The following is a 17,556-nucleotide window of genomic DNA, read 5'->3' on the forward strand; positions in this document are numbered from 1 at the left end:
CGTGTCGCGGGATGCACAGGAAGAGGGCGTGAAGCAGGTGTACGGGGAGATTGCCTCGGCCTACGAGGCGCTCTTTCCTGTCCTGCACCGGTATGAGGAACGGGTGGAGCGGTTCCTCGCGGCGGTGGTGGCACCCGGCGCCCGCGTGCTCGACGTGGGGTGCGGGCCGGGGCTTCACACCCGGGGACTGGACGCCTCCATCGCCGTGGTTGGCACCGACCTCTCCGAGGACATGCTCGCGCTGGCTCGGACAGCACGGCCGGGTGGCGCGTGGCATGTACACAGCTACCACCAGCCGATTCCTCCTGACTGGGGCCGCTTCACCGTCGCGCTCGCCATTGGCTGCCTGGACTTCTGCGACGACCTGCCGCGCGTGCTGAAACACCTCGCGGAGGCGCTGGAGCCGGGCGGCAAGCTGCTCTTCACCGTGCTGGAGCGGCGGCCGGGGTTGGACGGGCACGAGGCGCCCGTGCAGCCGATTCAAACGGCGGGGCCGGCGGTGACGCTGCACCTGTACTCCTTCGAGGAGACCGCCCGGGCCGTCACGGAAGCAGGGCTACTCCCACGCACGTACGTGCATGCGCCCGGCTGGGTGCAGCTCACGGAACAGCGGACCATGTGGTTCGGGTGGTGGGAGGTGGAGCGGCGCTGAGCGCGTGGCTCCAGGACCGCACTTCCGGTGCCAGAGGGCCACAGCCCGGCCACTCCAAGGTGTGCACGAGGCTTGCACTGGACTCCTCCCAGGAGGCATCGACACGTGATTCGGCTGCGTTGGACCTGCATCGGGGCGTCTCTGCTGGCAATGGCCGTGGGCTGTGCGGAGGCCCCCCTCCGCGACGACACAACGCCGCCGAGCGTGTCGATTGCGCTCGTGGAGGGCGGATGCGACCCGGAAACGAACTTCCGGTGCCTGTGCGTAGGAAACGTCGGAGACGCGGCGCCCCACCTTCAGGAGATCGGCGTGGACCTGGACGCCCTGCAAGAGAACGGTTGGCCGTGCGTACCGGGTGACTTCGACCAGGATGGAGAGCAGGACTATGCCTTCCCGGGCGAGGGCTACTCGTGCAACGGGCCCGTCCCGGTGCGGGTGCTCTTCACGCGAGGCGGGCACCTGCGGGAAGTCCAGACGCTGCCGCGCAAGCTGAGCTGCCTTCAGCGCTACGTCTCCAATGACGCGTCCCTGCCCCCGGGACAAGGACTGGTCGACTGGGGTGAAGGGAATGCCACCTGGCTCTACCGGTTCGACGGTAAGGGTTGGCTCGCCACCTCCCATCTCTCCGAGGCGCACTGATTCGGTACAACCGGAGCACACCGCGCCAGGTCCCAGGCCCGCCTCGGCGTGCCGCTCGAACCCCTTCACTCCGACGCGGCATCGCCGCTGCCGAGGCTTTTGACGATGACGCTTCTTCCCCCTCGTTGGCTTTGTGCCGGTGCTCTTCTCATCACCCTGAGCACCGCCTGCACCCGAACCACGCCGGCCGCGGCGGTGGAGCGGAACATCCCCGTGGAGGCGCAGTCCCAGGGGCCGGACGAGTACGTGCTGGCGGATGACGTGAGCGTGCGGAAGCTGGCGCCTGGCGTGTGGTTGCACGTCACGGTGGTGACGCTGAAGCCATTCGGCCGCGTCTCCACCAACGGGCTCATCATCGAGGACGGTGAAACGTCCTTGCTGGTCGACACGGGCTGGGATGCACGGCAGGGCGCGCTGCTGCTCGACTGGGCCCGGGACACGCTTCGGCGTCCGGTCCGCACGGCAGTGGTGACGCACTTCCATGAGGATCGCCTCGGCGGTGTTCCGGCGCTCGTCCCGCATGGCATCCCCGTCCATGGCTTGGAGGAGACGGCACGGATTGCCACGTCTCTGGGCCTGCCAGGCCCCACGGAGACCTTCGCCGAGGCGAGCACGGTGGGCTCCCTGGAACTCTTCTTCCCAGGGGCGGGCCACGCGAAGGACAACATCGTCGTGTGGCACCGGGACAGCGGCGTGCTGTTCGGCGGCTGCTTCGTGAAGGACGGCGCCTCGACGAACCTGGGCAACGTGGCGGACGCGGACGTGGCGGCCTGGCCCGTGAGCCTGTCGCGGACGCGGCAGCGGTTTCCGGAGGCGCGCGTGGTGGTCCCGGGGCACGGACAGCCCGGTGGGCCGGAGCTGCTGGGCCACACGGAAGCGCTGCTCCGCTGAGCGGCCTCGCGGAGCAACCGGGCAGGCGCGGGCGATATAACGGTGCCTCGCCCGCACGGGCAGGAGCGTTGGCCAACACACCGTGGTGGGTCGCTCCACGCTCGCTCGCCTGCCGTTGAAGGTCTGTCCCTGGACATTCCCACACGGCTCCAGGGTTCACAGACATGGGCGCGAGTCCTTGCCGTTCCTACCGTCCCGCGGAGAAGCACGGGCCAATGGGCGTAGGGGACGGAGGGAGACATGAGGCTTGTGGCTGCGGTGTCGCTCGCGATGGTGGCGAGCGCGTGTACCTCGGTGCGGATGGAGCAGCGGGACGGTTGCTGGGTGAAGCAGACCCGGGCCTTTCCCTCCACGCTCAAGGAGGAAGTGGGGCCCTGCGCTCGGCCCGTGCCCGTGTGGTCCGAGGACCGGCTCACGCGGCTGGTGCAGGAGTGCGTGATGCACACGGACTACCGCTGGCAGAGCACCGCACTGGTGGCGTGGAACCGGAGTGAACCCCTGCCGGAGCGGGAGTCCGAGGAGAAGGTCCTCGCGGCCTGCATGGCCCGGACGGAGACCATCCTGAACACGGAGAAGGGCGCGCTGGAGCAGCGGCTGAGCGAGGTGGCGCAAGAGCGGGACACGCTGAAGGCGAGCATCGAGAAGGAGCGCAACCAGCATCAAGCCACCCTCACGGAGCAGCTCACGCGTCACGACGCCAGCATGGAGCGGGCGCGCAACCAGATGCATGAGAGCAACAGCCTGCTCGCGGAGGCGTTGGGTGAAGCAGCGAAGAAGCCCGCGCCATCCGCGGTGGCGACGGCCACCTCCACGTCCAGCAGTGAGGGACTGGCGAACACGCAGACCGACTCCACGCAGCGCAGCGACGCGGCGCTCCGGGGTGACGTGTCGTCCTCGGCACGACGGAGCTCGTCGTCACAGGGAACACAGACCGCGCCACCGCCAAAGGTGATGAAGCCCATCATCGACACGGACACGCCGCCCATGTGCGAGCTGTCTTCGGCGACGATGGCGAAGGCGAATCAGTCGCGGTCGTCCTCCGGGAAGAAGCGGCCCGGTGCCCGGAACGCGGCCGAGTGCACGCAGATGAAGCCTGAACCATCCTTCCAGCCCGCCGAGCCGGAGGAGGCCATCCTGGCGACGCCCGCGCAGCAGACGGCGAAGGCGCCCATCCCACTGGTGCCCCAGGACGCTGACGCCGTGAAGTAACGCCGGGACACACCACCACGGGGCCGCCTCTTCACACGAAGTGGGCGGCCTTCCGCGTGCTCGCCATCAACGTTGTCAGACACCACGCCGCGTCCCGTCGCTCGACCTCGGCGGAATCCAGAGGCGTCACGGGGCTGTCCCCGGGCTCCCAACTCCGGGCAGGGGCGCGCTGCGCCCAGGTGCCGGCGAGGGTGTTCCCGGGTCCATCGCTCGCAGTGGTTTCCTCAATTCGGACCGCCCGGCCGGGCCCCCGTCGGGTCCAACAGGAAGCAGGCGCCAGATGCGCCTGGCTCCGAACTAGCTCACTGGTAGAGCACAGGTCCAAATCCTGCGGAGAAGGTTCGATTCCTTCGTTCAATCCAGAGGGTTCCGCCGCGAGCTGACGTGAGCGCGGGTCCACCGCCTCCCACCCCTCCCACCTCGATGCCCGGCGTCCCGCCAGGGCGACAAGGTCCCTTCCGAGCCGTCAGCGGAAGCCCCTGTCGCCGTCCGCGGAGGTGCCCGGCGCGCAGGCGCGAGCAGCCAGGAAGCGGCAGGACAGGCAGTCCGCGCTCCACGTCCGTGAACGGTGGGGCCCTCACTTTTCAGCAGTACCCGGGACATGCGCGAGAACGCGCACTGAAACGTCCCGGTTCTTCAAGCTCCCCCGGAGGGGGAAAGGAGGTGCGCGATGAGCATCATGCGTGTGGATATCGGGCAGAATGAGCGGGCGTTCGTGCTGGTGGACGAGAAGCCGGAGCGCTACCTCGTTCCCGGCCGGTACTGGCTGCTTCACCCCTTCCGAAAGGTGCGGCTGGTGCGCGTGAGCACCGAGCAGCCGCTCGTCCAGCTCGACCCGGCGTTCCTGGCCCTCGTGCCGGAGACGGACCTGCAGGTCGTGGAGCTGAGCGCCGATGAGCGCGCCATCCTCTTCCACAAGGGCCGCCCCGTGCGGTGGCTCGGCCGGGGCCTGCACCAGGTGTGGACGGTGGAGCGCCTTCCCAGCCGTCAGCTGACGCCCGGCGCGCCCACCGTGCACGTGGAGCGCGTGGACACCTCGGGTGTCACCACGGCGCCGCTGCGTGACGACGTGCGTGCCCTGGTCCCCGCCAGCGACTACACAGAGGCCACCGCCACCGAGGGCTCCGTCGTGCTCCGCTACGTGGATGGCGTGCTGGACGCCGAACTTCCTCCGGGCCGCCACGCCGCGTGGACCGTCGCCCGCAAGGTGCAGCTGGCCGTCATCGACCTGCGCGAGCGCCTGCTCCACGTCACCGGCCAGGAGGTGATGACGAAGGACCGCGTCACGCTGCGCCTCAACCTGTCAGCGGCCTTCCGCGTCTCGGACGCGCGTCGGCTCGCTGTCGTGTCCCGCGCTCCGGATGACGTCCTCTACCTGGCCATGCAGCTGGCCGCGCGTGAGGCCGTGTCGGAGCGAACGCTGGATGAGCTGCTCGCCTCGCGAGAAGCCGTGGCCGAAAGCCTCTTCACCCAGGTGAAGGACCGCGCCCACACGGTGGGCCTGGACCTGCTGCGCTTCGGCATCAAGGACGTCGTCCTCCCGGGTGAGATGAAGGAGCTGCTCAACCGCGTCATCCAGGCGCAGAAGGAAGCGGAGGCCAACGTCATCCTGCGACGCGAGGAGACGGCCGCCACCCGCTCCATGGCGCAGACGGCCAAGGTGCTGGCGGAGAACCCGCTGCTGGTTCGCCTCAAGGAACTGGAGGCCTACAAGGACCTCGCGTCCAAGGTGGGGCAGGTGCACCTCGTCCTCGGCGAGGGCGCGGTGCCCACCCTGCAGCTCAAGAGTCACTGACTCGCAAATCAATCTCGGGTTAGCCTCGCGGCCCCACACCCGCGAGGAGCCTGAGATGTCGTCTTCGAACCACTACGTCCCCAACCTGCGCGATATCGAGTTCAACCTCTTCGAGTTCCTCGATATCGGCCGAGCCTCGCTGGGCCACGCACCCTTTGGGGACCTGGACGAGACGGCCGCACGCCAGATGCTCCAGATGTTCGCCCAGCTCAGCACCAACGAGCTGGCCCAGAGCTTCGAGGAGCCGGAGCACAACCCGCCGAAGCTCGAGAATGGCGAGGTGACGCTGCCGCCCGGACTGAAGAAGGCGATGAACGCCTTCTTCGACGCGGGCATGCACCTGCTGGAGCAGCCGCCACACCTGGGCGGCCTGGGCGCGCCGCCCTCCCTGGGCTGGGCCGCGTTCGAGCTGCTGGTGGGCGCCAATGCCTCGCTGGCCTTCTACACGCTGGGCAACCTGCTGGCGCGCATCATCGACCGGCTGGGCACGGACGCGCAGAAGCAGCGCTTCCTGCCGCACATGCTGGACCGCCGCTGGGGTGGCTCCATGGTGCTCACCGAGCCCGACGCTGGCAGTGACGTGGGCGCCGCCCGCACCAAGGCCCGCCGCGTCTCCGACGACGTCTGGGAAATCGAAGGGGTGAAGCGCTTCATCACCAACGGTGACTCGGACATGTCCGAGAACATCATCCACATGGTGCTCGCGCGTCCGGAGGGCGCGGCGCCTGGCACCAAGGGCCTGTCGCTGTTCGTCGTGCCCAAGTACTGGGTGAACGAGGACGGCAGCCTGGGTGAAGCCAACGGCGTGGTGTGCACCAAGCTGGAGAAGAAGATGGGGCTGAAGGGCTCCGTCACCTGTGAGCTGACCTTCGGCGACGGGAAGCCCTGTCGCGGCCTGCTGCTGGGCGAGGTCCACGACGGCATCCGGCAGATGTTCTACATCATCGAGCAGGCCCGCATGGCGGTGGGCGTGAAGTCCATGGCCACGCTGTCCGCCGGCTACGGCCGCGCGCTGGCCTTCTCCAAGGACCGCCTCCAGGGCGCGGACCTGATGCAGGCCCGGGACAAGACGGCCCCCCGCGTGCCCATCTTCCGTCACCCCGACGTGCGCCGAATGCTGATGGCGCAGAAGGCCCACGCGGAGGGCATGCGCGCGCTGTGCCTCTACACCGCGTTCATCCAGGACGGCGTGGAGCGCAAGGGCGGCCACCGCGCCACCGAGGCGGGTGAGCTGGACACGCTCAACGACATGCTGCTGCCGCTGGTGAAGGGCTACTGCTCGGAGAAGGCCTACGAGCTGCTGGCGCTGTCGCTCCAGGTCCACGGCGGCTCCGGCTACCTGCAGGACTACCCGGTGGAGCAGTACATCCGGGACCAGAAAATCGACACGCTCTACGAGGGCACCACGCACATCCAGGCGCTCGACCTGCTCATGCGCAAGGTGGCGCGTGACGGCGGCGCGACGCTCCAGGGCCTGCTGTCCCAGATTCGCGAGACGGCCGAGCGCACCGGTGAGGGGAAGGAGCTGGAGGCCGAGCGCGCAGCGCTGGGCCGCGCGCTGGGCGATTTGGAGACGATGCTCGGCACGCTGATGGGCAAGCTGGGCGAGTCCGTCTATCACGTGGGCCTGCAGGGCAACCGCGTGCTGACCGCCGTCGCGGAGGTCGTCATCGGCTGGCTGCTGGTGCGCCACGCGGAGGTCGCGCTGGAGCGCATGAAGAGCAACCCCGGGGACCGCGCCTTCTACGTGGGCAAGCTCGCCAGCGCCCGCTGGTTCTGCCACGAGGTGCTGCCCGGCGTCGCCCACGCCGCCCGCATGGTGGAGCACGGCAACCTGGACCTGATGGAGGTGCCGGAAGAGTCGTTCTGACGCGGAGACACCCAGGCGAGCCTGGCCACGGGTGCCAGGCCCGCCGTCGCGGCCGGGAGGCGCTCGCTACTTCCTCAGCGCGTCCCCCGGCACCGGCAGCCCGCGCGCCGCCAGGTCACGCTCCACGTACAGCCGCAGGACATGCATGAAGTCCTGCGCGTTCGTCACCACGCCAAAAGCCTGGTGCGTGCCGCGGTCCTTCAGCTTGCTCACCACGAACTCGGACGAGTCCACGCAGATGGTGGGCAGCTCCCGCAGCGAGCCGTCCTTCTCCGTGACGAACGCCGGCAGCATGTTTCCGGTGGCGATGGCATGCAGCGCCGTGGCGATCATCACCGCCATGGTGGACTTCACCGCGTGCTCGCGCATGGCCACCTGCGCCTCCAGGTTGTCCGTCACCACATCCGGCAGCGGTCCGTCGTCACGGATGGAGCCCGTCAGCACGAAGGGCACCTTGTGCACCACGCACGCGTGCATGATGCCGTTGGTAATCACCCCGGCCTCCACCGCCTTGGCGATGGAGCCCGCCGCCCGCACCTTGTTGATGGCGCGCATGTGCAAGCCGTGGCCGCCCGAGGTGGCCTCGCCCGAGCCGCTCATCCCCAGCGTGGTGCCGAAGATGGAGGCTTCGATGTCATGCACCGCCACCGCGTTGCCCGCCAGCAGCGCGCCCACGAAGCCATTGGCGACGAACCACGTCATGTCCGCGCGCGCCCGCGAATGCACCAGCGCCGGCCCCGTCACCCAGATGGGGTAGCCCCCGCGCTCGCGCTCGTCCACCAGCACCCGGGCCATGTGCGCGTAGTCGATGGGCTTCTCGCGGGACACCGCGCTCGTCATGAACTTGAACTCCCCCTCACCCTCATCCGCGAGGTAGGCGGAGTTCACGAACACGCCTTCGCTGCCGTCCTCCGCGAGGCCCACCACCACGCGCTCGCCCGCACGCACGCGACGGCCTTCGCGAATCCACAGCTCGCCTTGGGCATCCAGCACCAGCGCCCCGTCCATGCGCGGCTCGCGCGGCATGCGCCACGCGCCGCCCACGCGCACGTAGGTGGGTAGATTCGTCGTGGTGAAGAAGCCCTCCGGCAACACGCCGTCCGCGGGCGCAGGCTGGAAGCGCGCGTCCGGACAGGAGGAGAAACGCGCGGCCGTGAAGTCAGGATGAGGAATGGAGCTCACACCAGCACCATGCGCGGAGCCCTCGCCCGCTTCAAGCGCCTCGGCATCCGCGGGCCACCAGATGTCAGGGGACGACAGTAAAGCCGGGATTGCGCGTCATTACATCCGCGCGTCCACACCCACTCCGCCCAGCCGAGGACGGCTGCTGACCGGGGCCAGCTCACGAAGCAGCAACTCCGCGTCACGAGCCGCGGCATGTCGCAGCCCGGCCGCCTCGTCTGGAGCGTGGGCGTCATAGGACGCGGCGGCCAGCGCATGGTCCCCAGTTGGAAAGTCAGGCAGGCCTGCCGGTGGAAGCCGGCCCTTGTGGCGCTCCCTCAGTCCTCATTCCCGTGGGAAGCGGGTGGCGGCTGGGTCAGGTGGCTGTGCGCAATCGCGGCCAGCTCCTCCAACCTGGGCACACGCCACGTCGCCGCGTTTCGCTGACGCCAGGCATCCGCCCACGCCATGAAGGTGCGCAGTTGCTCCGTGCTGGGTGACACCTGCCAGCGCCGCCGCTTCGCCAGGGACAGCGCCTCCAACGGTGGATGCCCCAGCGCCACCAGGACGCACAAGGCGAGCAGCGCGCTGCGCCCCACCCCATGCTCACAGTGGATGTAGACCTTGTGGCCCTGGGCCAGCTGGTCCGTCACCCACGCGACGCCGTCATCCAGCCGGTCGCCACGGATGGCCCGGAGGTCCTCGGTGGGCAGGTGCAACAAGGTGATGCCGTGCTCGCGCAGGACGTGCTCGTCGTCACAGGCCTCCACCCGCACGTCCACCACACAGCGGATGCCAAGCGCCCCCGCGAGGTGCTCCGCCGTATCGATGGGGAAGCGGCCCCCCACCGCCAGCGAGGGCAGCACCCAGTCCAGGTTCAATCTCCGGGACAGCGCGCTCATGCCGCCCAAGGTAGGGCAGCTCGCTGGCGCTGGCAGCCTCCGCGGACGCCAGGACGCTTTTCGAAGTGTTTTTCGACCCACCTTCTGGAGAATTCGCTGGAATCACGGGGGGTTCCGGGGCGCTGGCCTTGAAAATCAAGAGGCACGCAACTCCGGGTCTCAGGCTCCGAGAATAGGTACAAGACGTACATGCGGCGCCCTCGCGCCGCTCCAGACCCTACGGAGCCCCCCGTGAGCAACATCCACCGCATCAAGTCGGGCGACACCCTCTCCCACCTGGCGCAGCGCTACAACACCAGCGTCAGCGCGCTGATGAAGGCGAATCCGCAGATCAAGAACGCGGACCTCATCTACGCCGGCAAGTCGCTGAACATCCCCGGTTCGAAGGACACCTTCGAGAGCGGCTCCGCGGGCCGCGCGGGTGGCGCCACGGGCGGCGGCGGCAGCAGCAGCGGCGGTGCGCAGGACGTGCAGGGCCCCAGCAGCTCCGGCCCCGGCGTCCGCGGCCCCAAGGGCAGCCCCTTCGAAATCGCGTCGCAGCACCTGGGCAAGAACGCGGGCTCGCTGAAGCTGGAGAAGAACGGCGTGGGCGCGGACATGGAGGACTGGGTCCCCAACAACGTCAACTGCGCCAACTTCGTGTCCGCCGTGCTGGAGCAGTCCGGCCAGATTTCCGACTCGCAGCACGACAACAGCGTGATGGGCCTGATGGCCAAGCTGGACAGGGACCCCAAGTTCAAGCGCATCGACCTGAAGGACGCGAAGCCGGGTGACGTGGTCTCCATGAAGACCAACGGCGGCCAGCACGTGGTGATGTTCGCGGGCTGGAAGGACGGCAAGCCGACGTTCATCGGCTCCAACAACGTCAACTCGGATGGCTCGCAGCGCGTCACCATCTCCAGCATGAACTACCCCATCATGGCGGTGCACCAGTACCGGGGCTGAGCGCCCTCACAGCCATGAGCGAGCACCCACGGGGCTCCGCGTCCGACCTTCCAGGCGGGCACGGGGCCCCGCTGGCATTCAGGCACCCGCAACGGCTCAAAGGCGGGGCGCCAGCGACAGCGCGGCTGGATGAGGCGCGCGCGTCCCGGCTCCTCTCCGAGCACGACCCGCTCGCCCCGCCCAAGCAGTGAGCGCTCAGGGCGCGCCGCGGCCCGCGTGCAGGCAGACCACGGCCTCATCCAGCAGGTCGAGCGCCGCGTCTGACCAGCCCCGCAGCTTCATGCGCGGGGACACAGACGTGGTGAAGGGGATGAGGCCGGCGACGGCGGCGTCCTCGATGAGCTGGGCCTGTTGCTCGGGGTTGAGCTGGGCCCAACGCTTTTCGCGGCTCACGCCCTTGCGCCAGTCGTATCCATCGCCGGACCACTGCGCGGCCAGCGCGGCGCTCAGGTAGGCCGTGCCGCCGTGCTGGTGCTGCCACACGTGCGTCAGCTCATGAACGAGCAGGCCGAAGTCCACGCCTCCGCTCCGAGGCGGGACGAAGACGGTGTTGCCGTGCGCGAAGGCCCGCCCGGGAAGGCCCAGCAGGCCCAGCCGGCCAACCTTCACCCGCACCGCCGCGTAGTTCAGGCTGTCTCCGAAGATGGGCCGCAGGCGGACGATTTCCTCCGCCGAGAGGCGGCGGCCCGGCGGCTCCAGACCGACCAGCACCTGCACCGAGCTGAGCACGCGCCCGCCCACCATCAACACAGCATCCGCGGGGAGCTGCGCCACGCGCGTCAGGCCCTGGCCCAGTTGGGGCAGTCCCTCGCGAGGCCGGCCGCGCGCGCACTGCGCCACGCCTCCGCCCATCGCCTTCAGCACCACGCCCACGCTGCGCGCCACGCCCACCGACGCGCTCGAGACACCGGTGAGCAGACCCCGGCCCGCATCCACCAGCCGCTCGGAGAAGGTGGCCGCGTGGCTCATTCCATGTTCCTCAGCGCCCCGCCGTCATGGCGCGCAGCCCGGAGAGCCCCATGACGGACTCCACCAGCGTGCGCAGCGCACCCGGGCGCCACGGGCGGGACAGCGCGAAGTGCGTGAGGCTGGAGGCGCTGTAGGCCGCCGCCACCTCGGGACGGAAGTAGGACGACACGAGGATGCGTGGCCCCGCCAGGTCGCGCTCCACCAGCCGCGCCAGGAAGGTCGGCACGGCCGCTCGCTCCACGGAGTCCAGGTCCACGATCACCGCCTCGGGCACCACGCCCAGGTCCATCCGACGATCCGCCGACGCGATGCCCAACGTGGGGACCAGCTCGAAGTCTGACGCCAGCTCGCGGCCCATCGCCAGCCGGAAGAGCGGCTCCTCCGAGACGAGCATCACCCGAGGCCCCTTGGGCACGCTCCGGTGACGCCGTGCGGGCGCGGGAGTGGGCTCGATGGGAAGACGCAGTGCGCCAGCCTCCACCAGATGGCGGGCATCGAGGAGGGACTGCGCACGGCGAATCAGGGGGGAGGGGGCGCTGGACACAACGCGACAATAACCAGCAATAGCGGAAATATCAATCTTTGCTTCAATTGCTGGACACAATTCCTGTTTTTCCGGACCTCCAAACCCGTGGAGTTGGGCACCTTGACACGCCCGTTCAGTGAGTCAGGAGTAACACCTATCCAGGTGTATCGGGTCTGGATTAACCCACTCTATTCCGCTGCCTTCGGCGGATCTCCCAGGGCAACAGCCGCTCGCCGAGCATCCCCGGCGTGGGGAGGTCCGTGGAGCCGCCGCGCTCGAGCGCCTGGGTGAGCACCGCCACGAGAGACGTGCCGACGACGGGGACGTCCGCGGCCCGCTGCTGCGCGCGCAGGATGGGGATTCCTGGCCGCCCACCGGCCACGGTCCAACCATGGATTTCATTCGGCTTGGGCTTCGGCAAAGGCACCAGCTCGCTCGCCTTCAACTGGACGACGCATTGGAGCCCACTTCCGTGCCCATCCCGCCACGCGAGCACGGTGCCATCGGGGAGGTCGACGAGCGCCAGGACCGCCGTCATGTCGCTCCCATCCGAGTCGAGGGGAATGTGGACCTCCGCATGCTCCGAACAGGGGCGGATGCGCCACGCGCGCTCGCCGGGGAACAGCGTGGCCTCCTGAAGGTGGTCATAGAGGGCGTTGAGCTCGGCCCCGCCGCGGAAGGTGCCCACGCTGGTGGCGCGCGTCCCCGCATGCTCCGCGAGGATTCGCTCGACGAACTCCAGGAGCGAGGCCCCCTCTCCCCGTCGTACGACGACCCCTGCCCTGGGCAGGAGCGCGCCCGCGCCATCCACCTCCACCGTCAGGACGCCCGCCTCCAGGCTCCACGTCTCACGCATGCCGCCGGGCGGTCCGTTCACATGAAGAGCCACGCTCGAGAGGCGTGCCGGAACCTCCTTCAACGACACCCCCGGCCCCCCAGGGCCCAGTGCCTTCTTCTTCGCCTTGCGCGAAGCCATCAGCTCGGCATGAGAGCGCTCCAGCAGGGGGTTCCGTCGCGAGTAGCCCCCGGCGGACGCGACGTAGGGGAACAACCGCGCCATCCAGCCCGTGGCGAGCTCCCCGCCATAGGCCTCCCGGGGCTTGTAGAGCTGCTGCCAGAACGGCCGGTGGGGATTTCCCTCGGCTGCGCTCACGAAGGCGTCCGCGATGGGCACCAGCGAAGACGTCCACCACCCCAGGTCCAGTTCATGGATGACGTCGATGCGGCGGCGGATGGAGCGCCAGTCCTCGGGCGTTCCCAACAGGGTGATGCGGGGGATGCCGCAGACCGTCGTGAACGCATAATCGAAATACGGCGACATGGCGTCCATCAGCACCACATCTCCCGCCATGCGCTCGACGTCGGTGCTGGTGGAGAAGTCACACGACAGCAACCGGGGCAACCCCGGGCCCAAGGCCTCGCGGAGCTGCTGACGAAACGCGGAGAGCAGCAGCAAGAAGTCCGGCGCCTCCGTCGGCGGCGAGATGACCTCGACGTTCAGCGTCTTCCGGCCCGCGTGCCGGACGAGGCGGCTTCGGAGGGACTCCGCGTTCAACCGGATGTGCTGCGCCACGCCCTCCGCGAGGGTGAGCCAGATGGCGTCCGGCGAAAGCACCAGCGGCCGATGCTCCGCGAAGGCCGTGTGGACGGCGGCCAGCAACGGATGAACACCCCGGGTCTCCAGCACCCGCGTGCCCGGCCCAGGCGCCATCCAGAGCGCGTCCTTCACGAACGTCTCCAACGGCGCGGTGACGGGAGGCGCCGAGGCCTCCTCGACGGAATCCACCTCGAACGTCAGCATTGGCTGCCCCTCCCGGTGACCTGGATTGTACAGGGCACACGGCGCCCTGTGCGCCGGCCGATGCCTCGGCGGCGCTGTCCTGACCGGGGGCGTGTGACAGTCCCTCCAGCCCGGGCGAGGCGGTTGCCCGCCCCGTCATCCACGCCCCGCGCTCACTCGAACTCGAGCGCGCGCTGGAAGTCGGCCGGGTTGGAGGCCGCGCTCTGCGCCGTCTCCAGGGTGATGAGTCCCTCCCGATAGAGCTGCGTCAGGTGCTGGTCGAAGGACTGCATGCCGAACATGTCTCGGCCCTTCTCGATGACGTCCTTCAGCTCGTTGGCGCGGTCGTCGCGGATGTACTGCTCCACCGTCTTCGTCTGCACCATGATTTCCAACGCCACGGTGCGGCCCTTGCCGCTGGCCCGGGGCAGCAGGCGCTGCGACACCGTGGCCTTGAGGCAGTCCGCCAGGCGCATGCGCACCATCGTCTGCTCTTCGGCGGGGAACACCGACACCAGGCGGTTGATGGTGCGTGACGCATCCGTCGTGTGCACCGTGGAGAGCACCAGGTGGCCCGTCTCCGACGCCTTGAGCGCGATGTCGATGGTCTCCGTGTCGCGCATCTCGCCCACCAGGATGACGTCCGGGTCCTGGCGCAGCGCCGCGCGCAGCGCAATCGCGAAGCTCTGCGTGTCCGGACCAATCTCCCGCTGGGAGATGGAGGACTTGATGTTCTTGTAGATGAACTCGATGGGGTCCTCGATGGTGAGGACGTGCAGGTTCTCCGTGCGATTGATGTGGTCAATCATCGCCGCCAGCGTGGAGCTCTTCCCAGAGCCCGTCGCGCCCGTCACCAGCACCAGCCCGCGCTCGTTGCCGGCAATCTTCTTCAATACCTGCGGCAATCCCAGTCCGTCAATGGTTGGGATTTCGTCCGGGATGATGCGCAGGATGCACGCCAACGAGCCCCGCTGCCGGTAGATATTCACCCGGAAGCGCGCCACGCCTGGGAGGCTGTAGGACGCGTCGCACTCCTGAAGCGTGTCAATCTGCTTCTTCACCTCGGGGTCCGACACGACATGGACTGCCACCTGTCGCGTGTGGTCCGCGTGAAGCTTCTCCATCTTCAAGGGCCGGAGCGCACCATTGACCCGGTAGATGGGCGGATCCCCCGGCCGGAAGTGGATGTCCGATGCACCGTTCTGCACACCGACCGCGAGCAGCTTGTTGAGCGTTGCCAGATCCAGGGGAGTGACCCTCGTCAGCAAGGAAGGCCCCGGACTCTAGGCGGATACTCAACAGTTGCACATGGTTCGCAATCACCCCGGGGCAGACACCAGAGTCAGTTCCGCAATCTCAGGCGAGGGCCCCAATCGCAGCGGCGGCCCCCAATAGCCTGTCCCTCTGTGGGTATAGACGCGCACGCCGGCAATGGTTGCCAGACCGCGCACCACCGGCTGCTGCAACTTGACGAGGAACATGAAGGGAAACACCTGTCCACCGTGCGTGTGCCCGGAAAGCTGCAGGTCTACCATCACGCCAGCCTCCGCCACGCGCAGGGCGGACCGGGGCTGGTGGGCCAACAACAGACGCGGCACGCCCTGCGGCGCCCCGCGCAGTGCCAGCTCCGGACGGCTGGCATGCGAGGGAATGATGTGGCCCGCGTCATGGTCCGTCACCCCCGCGATGGTGAGCCGCGCTCCGTCGCGCTCCACCACCCGGTGCTCGTTCTGAAGGACGGTGAGCCCCAGGCGCGCCACCTCCGCCGCCCAGGCCGGTCCCCCATGGTAGTACTCGTGATTGCCGGTGACGTAGAAGACGCCCAGTGACGCGCGCAGCTCCGACAGGGGCTTCACCTCGTCCCGTAGCGCGTCCACGGGGCCGTCCACCAGGTCGCCCGTCACCGCCACCACGTCCGGCTGGAGCGCATTCACCTGCTCCACCACGCGCCGCAGCCAGCGGCCGTCCAACGTGGGCCCCACGTGGATGTCCGAAATCTGCACCACCCTCAGGCCGCTGAGCCCGGGTGCCAGGCCCGCCACCGGCACCGTCACCCGCTCCACCGTCGCCCGGCCACGCGCCGTGATGAAGGCGTACACCACCGCCGGCACCGTCACCCCCACCGCCACCAGGGCCTTGCCCCGGGCCAGGGCCAACGCGTCCGTCACCACGCCCGACCACGACAGGCCCAGCCCCACCAAGTCCGCGACCACCACCGCGCTCAGCAGGATGCCGAAGGCGCCCAGCCACACGTAGGACGTCCACTGGAGCACCTGCGCCCAGAGAGTCGGTTCGCGGCGCGACGCCACCATCCCCACGGGCAGCGACAGGAAGAGCAGCGCCACCAGGACGGGCCCCAGCCATGCCCACGGCAGGGGCAGCTGCGGGCTCACGAACAGGCGCACCGCGATGTACGCGTGCAGCCCGCCCATCAACGTGAGGATGCCACCCAGCGACATCAACCACCGCAACGCCAGCGACAGGGACACTCTAGGCCGCTGGGCCTCCTGCTCCACACCTGGGGTCAGCTCCGCCACGAACGACGTCCTCCTTCTCACCGGTGCCAGCCATGACCGCGTCCGGAACGCGGGGACATAACGACAACAGACTGCCGATGCCCGGCAACCCGCCCGTACGCCAGGCGAGGCAACGCCTCAGCTCGTGCACCACACGTAAGGCACGGGCGGCGGCTTGGCGAGCCAGCTACGTTCAAAGCATGAAAACTTCACGTATCTTCACAGCCGCACTGCTTGCAGCGGCTGGCTCGGCCTGGGCCCAGCCCGTCCAGTACCTGGACCTGCGAACGCCTCGGGTCGCGCTCAACGCGCGCGTCACCGACCGCGACCTCACCAGTCCTGACCTGCAGGTCGGCTTCAGCGACGGCTCCCTTCGAGGCCGTGCCTTCGGCAGGCCCCTCAACCTCACGCTGGACGCCGCGCGGGTCCGCGGCATCTATGGAAGCGGTCCCGTGGACCTGCGGATGACGCAGGAAGAAGGAGCCCTGCGCGCCAAGGGCACGTTCGGAGGGCAGCTCACCGACTTCCAGGTGACGCCGCAGACGTTCAAGGGCGACGTGGGCCGGTGCAGCTACCAGCTCAAGGCCTCCGAGGAGGGCCGCTATCAAGGCTGGCGTTCATGTCTCGCCGGATTGGAGAACCCGGTATCGCTGTCGATTCCGCCTGCCATTGGCGGCAACGACGCCCGGCTCGTGGCCACCCTGGCTTTGATTCTGTCGCGGTAGCCCCACCGCCGGGCGGCTATGGTGCGCGCCGTTTCCCTCACGACGGAGCGCATCCATGGCACGCATGCACGAAGTGGACTTCCACATCTACGGCGAGGACCTGCAGTTCGTCGAAGTGGAGTTGGACCCAGGAGAAGCCGCGGTCGCCGAAGCCGGCACCCTCATGTACATGGAGGACGGCATCGAGATGGAGACCATCTTCGGTGACGGCTCGGAGAAGACGAGCGGCTTCTTCGGCTCGCTGCTCGGCGCGGGCAAGCGCCTGCTGACGGGTGAGTCCCTCTTCACCACCGTCTTCCTCAACAAGAGCGGTAGCGGCAAGCGCAAGGTGTCCTTCGCCGCGCCCTACCCGGGAAAAATCATCCCGGTGAACCTGAGTGAGCTCGGCGGCGAGCTCATCGCGCAGAAGGACAGCTTCCTCGCCGCGGCCAAGGGCGTGTCGCTGGGCATCGCCTTCCAGAAGAAGCTGGGCACCGGCCTGTTCGGCGGCGAGGGCTTCATCATGCAGCGGCTCCAGGGTGACGGGCTCGCCTTCATCCACGCCGGCGGCACGCTGCACGAGCGCACGCTGGGCCCGGGTGAGCTGCTGCGCGTGGACACCGGCTGCATCGTCGCGTTCCAGCCCACCGTGGACTACGACATCCAGATGGTGAGCGGCATCAAGACGGCCTTCTTCGGCGGCGAGGGCCTCTTCTTCGCCACGCTGCGCGGCCCCGGCAAGGTGTGGCTCCAGTCGCTCCCGTTCAGCCGGCTCGCGGGCCGCATCCTCTCCGCCTCGCGCCCGGGTGGCGCTCGCGACGAGGGCAGCGTGCTGGGGGGTGTCGGCCTGGGCAGCCTGCTCGGCGACGACTAATGAGCTTCAGCTTGTCGAGTTAAGAGGTAGGCCGGCGTGAGCGAAGTAGGCGCGGAGGGTGGCAGGGCGGTGCTGGAGCCGCCGAAACTCCCTGCGCGCCTGTCGACGCAATTCCTCAATGCT

Annotated in this window: 16 protein-coding genes and 1 tRNA gene; 10 read left to right on the forward strand and 7 right to left on the reverse strand. The window is 68.7% G+C overall.

Annotation, left to right across the window (positions count from 1 at the left end; genetic code table 11):
• Position 1 precedes the first annotated feature (1 nt).
• The 7 genes from FMP39_RS26895 to FMP39_RS26925 all read left to right on the forward strand — a co-directional run bounded on the left by FMP39_RS26895 (position 2) and on the right by FMP39_RS26925 (position 7,056).
• Positions 2–652: a class I SAM-dependent methyltransferase gene (locus tag FMP39_RS26895; protein WP_228558361.1), complete on the forward strand. Its 651-nt coding sequence runs from the start codon at positions 2–4 to the stop codon at positions 650–652.
• Between the two features lie 204 nt (positions 653–856).
• Complete coding sequence (locus FMP39_RS26900) at positions 857–1,291, forward strand: hypothetical protein (RefSeq protein ID WP_228558362.1); 435 nt, start codon at positions 857–859, stop codon at positions 1,289–1,291.
• A gap of 105 nt (positions 1,292–1,396) precedes the next feature.
• Complete coding sequence (gene bla / locus FMP39_RS26905) at positions 1,397–2,182, forward strand: subclass B1 metallo-beta-lactamase (protein WP_141593009.1); 786 nt, start codon at positions 1,397–1,399, stop codon at positions 2,180–2,182.
• 240 nt (positions 2,183–2,422) lie between these two features.
• The gene (locus tag FMP39_RS26910) at positions 2,423–3,391 is read left to right on the forward strand and encodes a hypothetical protein (protein ID WP_228558363.1); all 969 of its coding nucleotides are present in this window, start codon (positions 2,423–2,425) and stop codon (positions 3,389–3,391) included.
• 293 nt (positions 3,392–3,684) lie between these two features.
• Positions 3,685–3,749: transfer RNA gene (locus FMP39_RS26915), tRNA-OTHER, on the forward strand.
• Between the two features lie 312 nt (positions 3,750–4,061).
• Positions 4,062–5,186 carry a slipin family protein gene (locus FMP39_RS26920; protein ID WP_141593010.1) on the forward strand — a complete coding sequence of 375 codons (1,125 nt, stop codon included), beginning with the start codon at positions 4,062–4,064 and terminating at the stop codon, positions 5,184–5,186.
• 55 nt (positions 5,187–5,241) lie between these two features.
• Positions 5,242–7,056 carry an acyl-CoA dehydrogenase gene (locus FMP39_RS26925; RefSeq protein ID WP_141593011.1) on the forward strand — a complete coding sequence of 605 codons (1,815 nt, stop codon included), beginning with the start codon at positions 5,242–5,244 and terminating at the stop codon, positions 7,054–7,056.
• Between the two features lie 66 nt (positions 7,057–7,122).
• Here FMP39_RS26925 and FMP39_RS26930 read toward each other — a convergent pair whose 3' ends face one another.
• On the reverse strand, positions 7,123–8,238 hold the full coding sequence (locus tag FMP39_RS26930) for a hypothetical protein (protein WP_141593012.1): 1,116 nt from the start codon (positions 8,236–8,238) through the stop codon (positions 7,123–7,125).
• Positions 8,239–8,555: 317 nt separating this feature from the next.
• On the reverse strand, positions 8,556–9,119 hold the full coding sequence (locus FMP39_RS26935; protein WP_228558364.1) for a dual specificity protein phosphatase family protein: 564 nt from the start codon (positions 9,117–9,119) through the stop codon (positions 8,556–8,558).
• Positions 9,120–9,350: 231 nt separating this feature from the next.
• Here FMP39_RS26935 and FMP39_RS26940 point away from each other — a divergent pair, with 231 nt between their 5' ends.
• Entirely contained in the window at positions 9,351–10,064 is a 714-nt protein-coding gene (locus tag FMP39_RS26940; protein WP_228558365.1) for a LysM peptidoglycan-binding domain-containing protein, read from the forward strand.
• A gap of 195 nt (positions 10,065–10,259) precedes the next feature.
• Here the strand turns inward: FMP39_RS26940 and FMP39_RS26945 are convergent, their stop codons facing one another.
• The 5 genes from FMP39_RS26945 to FMP39_RS26965 form a co-directional block, all read right to left on the reverse strand.
• The gene (locus FMP39_RS26945; protein ID WP_141593014.1) at positions 10,260–11,033 is read right to left on the reverse strand and encodes a DUF4157 domain-containing protein; all 774 of its coding nucleotides are present in this window, start codon (positions 11,031–11,033) and stop codon (positions 10,260–10,262) included.
• 10 nt (positions 11,034–11,043) lie between these two features.
• On the reverse strand, positions 11,044–11,577 hold the full coding sequence (locus FMP39_RS26950) for a hypothetical protein (protein ID WP_228558366.1): 534 nt from the start codon (positions 11,575–11,577) through the stop codon (positions 11,044–11,046).
• Between the two features lie 160 nt (positions 11,578–11,737).
• The gene (locus FMP39_RS26955; protein ID WP_141593015.1) at positions 11,738–13,360 is read right to left on the reverse strand and encodes a DUF4419 domain-containing protein; all 1,623 of its coding nucleotides are present in this window, start codon (positions 13,358–13,360) and stop codon (positions 11,738–11,740) included.
• A 152-nt stretch (positions 13,361–13,512) separates the two neighbouring features.
• Entirely contained in the window at positions 13,513–14,607 is a 1,095-nt protein-coding gene (locus tag FMP39_RS26960; RefSeq protein ID WP_141593016.1) for a type IV pilus twitching motility protein PilT, read from the reverse strand.
• Positions 14,608–14,658: 51 nt separating this feature from the next.
• A complete protein-coding gene (locus FMP39_RS26965; protein WP_141593017.1) occupies positions 14,659–15,876 on the reverse strand; it encodes a metallophosphoesterase in 1,218 nt (405 codons plus the stop codon).
• Positions 15,877–16,055: 179 nt separating this feature from the next.
• Here FMP39_RS26965 and FMP39_RS26970 point away from each other — a divergent pair, with 179 nt between their 5' ends.
• Positions 16,056–16,580, forward strand: a complete 525-nt coding sequence (locus FMP39_RS26970; RefSeq protein WP_141593018.1) for a hypothetical protein — start codon at positions 16,056–16,058, stop codon at positions 16,578–16,580.
• A 55-nt stretch (positions 16,581–16,635) separates the two neighbouring features.
• Complete coding sequence (locus FMP39_RS26975; protein ID WP_140860201.1) at positions 16,636–17,433, forward strand: TIGR00266 family protein; 798 nt, start codon at positions 16,636–16,638, stop codon at positions 17,431–17,433.
• Positions 17,434–17,556 lie beyond the last annotated feature (123 nt).

Origin of the sequence: Myxococcus sp. AB056, from assembly GCF_006547365.1 — a bacterium.
GTDB classification, from domain to species: domain Bacteria; phylum Myxococcota; class Myxococcia; order Myxococcales; family Myxococcaceae; genus Myxococcus; species Myxococcus virescens.

Excerpts from the sequence above, each read along its gene's own strand:
- bla (WP_141593009.1), top strand. The coding sequence starts at position 1,397 with ATGACGCTTCTTCCCCCTCGTTGGCTTTGTGCCGGTGCTCTTCTCATC.
- FMP39_RS26910 (WP_228558363.1), top strand. The coding sequence starts at position 2,423 with ATGAGGCTTGTGGCTGCGGTGTCGCTCGCGATGGTGGCGAGCGCGTGT.
- FMP39_RS26920 (WP_141593010.1), top strand. The coding sequence starts at position 4,062 with ATGAGCATCATGCGTGTGGATATCGGGCAGAATGAGCGGGCGTTCGTG.
- FMP39_RS26925 (WP_141593011.1), top strand. The coding sequence starts at position 5,242 with ATGTCGTCTTCGAACCACTACGTCCCCAACCTGCGCGATATCGAGTTC.
- FMP39_RS26935 (WP_228558364.1), bottom strand. The coding sequence starts at position 9,119 with ATGAGCGCGCTGTCCCGGAGATTGAACCTGGACTGGGTGCTGCCCTCG.
- FMP39_RS26945 (WP_141593014.1), bottom strand. The coding sequence starts at position 11,033 with ATGAGCCACGCGGCCACCTTCTCCGAGCGGCTGGTGGATGCGGGCCGG.
- FMP39_RS26955 (WP_141593015.1), bottom strand. The coding sequence starts at position 13,360 with ATGCTGACGTTCGAGGTGGATTCCGTCGAGGAGGCCTCGGCGCCTCCC.
- FMP39_RS26970 (WP_141593018.1), top strand. The coding sequence starts at position 16,056 with ATGAAAACTTCACGTATCTTCACAGCCGCACTGCTTGCAGCGGCTGGC.
- FMP39_RS26975 (WP_140860201.1), top strand. The coding sequence starts at position 16,636 with ATGGCACGCATGCACGAAGTGGACTTCCACATCTACGGCGAGGACCTG.